Genomic DNA, 2962 nt, shown 5'->3' with positions numbered 1-2962 from the left:
CACTCGCACCTTGAAAACTGAAGACATCAACAAGACATCAAACTTTTAATTAACCATGTCATTTAAGACGTGTGTTCTTAGAATACCAACGCTAGATCAAGGTATGAAGGGCGTACGGTGGATGCCTTGGCACTAGGAGCCGATGAAGGACGCGACGAACAGCGATATGCTTCGGGGAGCAGTAAGTATGCTTTGATCCGAAGATTTCCGAATGGGGGAACCCACCATCTGTAATGGGATGGGACATGTTACATGAATACATAGTGTAGCGTGAGGCAGACCCGGGGAACTGAAACATCTAAGTACCCGGAGGAAGAGAAAGCAAATGCGATTCCCTGAGTAGCGGCGAGCGAAACGGGAACAGCCCAAACCGGAGAGCATGCTCTTCGGGGTTGTAGGACACTCTATACGGAGTCAAAAAGGAAGACAGTAGGTGAAGGACCTGGAAAGGTCGGCCGAAGAAGGTGACAGCCCTGTAGCTGAAACTGTTTTCCCTCCAGAGTGGATCCTGAGTACGGCGGGACACGTGAAACCCCGTCGGAATCCGGGAGGACCATCTCCCAAGGCTAAATACTCCCTAGTGACCGATAGTGAACCAGTACCGTGAGGGAAAGGTGAAAAGCACCCCGGAAGGGGAGTGAAATAGATCCTGAAACCGTATGCCTACAAGTAGTCAGAGCCCGTTAACGGGTGATGGCGTGCCTTTTGTAGAATGAACCGGCGAGTTACGATAACGCGCGAGGTTAAGCCGATGAGGCGGAGCCGTAGCGAAAGCGAGTCTGAACAGGGCGTTCAGTGCGTTGTCGTAGACCCGAAACCAGGTGATCTACCCATGTCCAGGATGAAGGTCAGGTAACACTGACTGGAGGTCCGAACCCACGCACGTTGAAAAGTGCGGGGATGAGGTGTGGGTAGCGGTGAAATGCCAATCGAACCTGGAGATAGCTGGTTCTCCCCGAAATAGCTTTAGGGCTAGCCTCGAGGTTGAGAGTTCTGGAGGTAGAGCACTGATTGGACTAGGGGCCCCCACAGGGTTACCGAATTCAGTTAAACTCCGAATGCCAGCAACTTATACTCGGGAGTCAGACTGCGAGTGATAAGATCCGTAGTCAAGAGGGAAACAGCCCAGACCGCCAGCTAAGGTCCCAAAGTGTATGTTAAGTGGAAAAGGATGTGGCGCTGCCTAGACAGCTAGGATGTTGGCTTAGAAGCAGCCACCATTCAAAGAGTGCGTAATAGCTCACTAGTCGAGTGGCGCCGCGCCGAAAATGTAACGGGGCTAAACATACCACCGAAGCTGCGGATTCCGTAAGGAATGGTAGGGGAGCGTTCCAAACCGCTGTGAAGCTGTACCGGAAGGAGCAGTGGAGCGTTTGGAAGTGAGAATGCCGGTGTGAGTAGCGAAAAGAGGGGTGAGAATCCCCTCCGTCGAAAGCCCAAGGTTTCCTGAGGAAGGCTCGTCCGCTCAGGGTTAGTCTGGACCTAAGCCGAGGCCGAAAGGCGTAGGCGATGGATAACAGGTTGATATTCCTGTACCGCCGATCCACCGTTTGAACAATGGGGGGACGCAGGAGGATAGTGACGCATGCGGATGGAAGTGCATGTGCAAGTTTCAAGACCGTCTGATTGGCAAATCCGTCAGGCATCAAAGTCAAGGAACGACGCGGAGTCCCGTAGGGACGTAGGTCACGATTTCACACTGCCAAGAAAAGCCTCTAGTGAGGGGGAAGGCGCCAGTACCGTAAACCGACACAGGTAGGCGAGATGAGAATTCTAAGACGCGCGGGATAACTCTCGTTAAGGAACTCGGCAAAATGGTCCCGTAACTTCGGGAGAAGGGACGCTCTACATGAGTAGAGCCGCAGTGAATAGGCCCAAACGACTGTTTAGCAAAAACACAGGTCTCTGCTAAATCGCAAGATGACGTATAGGGGCTGACGCCTGCCCGGTGCTGGAAGGTTAAGGGGATGGGTTAGCGCAAGCGAAGCTTTGAACCGAAGCCCCAGTAAACGGCGGCCGTAACTATAACGGTCCTAAGGTAGCGAAATTCCTTGTCGGGTAAGTTCCGACCCGCACGAAAGGCGTAACGATTTGGGCACTGTCTCAACGAGAGACCCGGTGAAATCATAGTACCTGTGAAGATGCAGGTTACCCGCGACAGGACGGAAAGACCCCATGGAGCTTTACTACAGCCTGATATTGAGGCTTTGTGCATGATGTACAGGATAGGCGGGAGACGTCGAGCCCGGAGCGCCAGCTTCGGAGGAGTCACCCTTGGGATACCGCCCTTCATGCATAGAGTCTCTAACTCGCAGCCGTGATCCGGCTGGAGGACCGTGTCAGGCGGGTAGTTTGACTGGGGCGGTCGCCTCCTAAACAGTAACGGAGGCGCCCAAAGGTTCCCTCAGAATGGTTGGAAATCATTCGTAGAGCGCAAAGGCAGAAGGGAGCTTGACTGCGAGACCTACAAGTCGAGCAGGGACGAAAGTCGGGCTTAGTGATCCGGTGGTTCCGCATGGAAGGGCCATCGCTCAACGGATAAAAGCTACCCTGGGGATAACAGGCTGATCTCCCCCAAGAGTCCACATCGACGGGGAGGTTTGGCACCTCGATGTCGGCTCATCGCATCCTGGGGCTGGAGTAGGTCCCAAGGGTTGGGCTGTTCGCCCATTAAAGCGGTACGCGAGCTGGGTTCAGAACGTCGTGAGACAGTTCGGTCCCTATCCGTCGTGGGCGCAGGAAATTTGAGGAGAGCTGTCCTTAGTACGAGAGGACCGGGATGGACGCACCGCTGGTGTACCAGTTGTTCCGCCAGGAGCATCGCTGGGTAGCTACGTGCGGACGGGATAAATGCTGAAAGCATCTAAGCATGAAGCCCCCTCCAAGATGAGATTTCCCTTTGAGTAATCAAGAAAGACCCCTCAGAGACGATGAGGTAGATAGGTCACGGGTGGAAGCATGG

General features: G+C 53.9%; 1 rRNA gene. It reads left to right on the top strand.

From position 1 onward, the window contains the following. Positions 1 to 94: 94 nt before the first annotated feature. Positions 95 to 2962: ribosomal RNA gene (locus tag KNQ03_RS16835) — 23S ribosomal RNA — on the top strand; the annotation flags it as partial.

It is taken from the genome of Exiguobacterium sp. s143 (genome assembly GCF_018618895.1).
GTDB lineage: Bacteria > Bacillota > Bacilli > Exiguobacteriales > Exiguobacteriaceae > Exiguobacterium_A > Exiguobacterium_A abrahamii.
The sequence above is the reverse complement of the archived record's forward strand: the minus strand, read 5'-3'. Positions and strand labels throughout refer to the sequence as shown.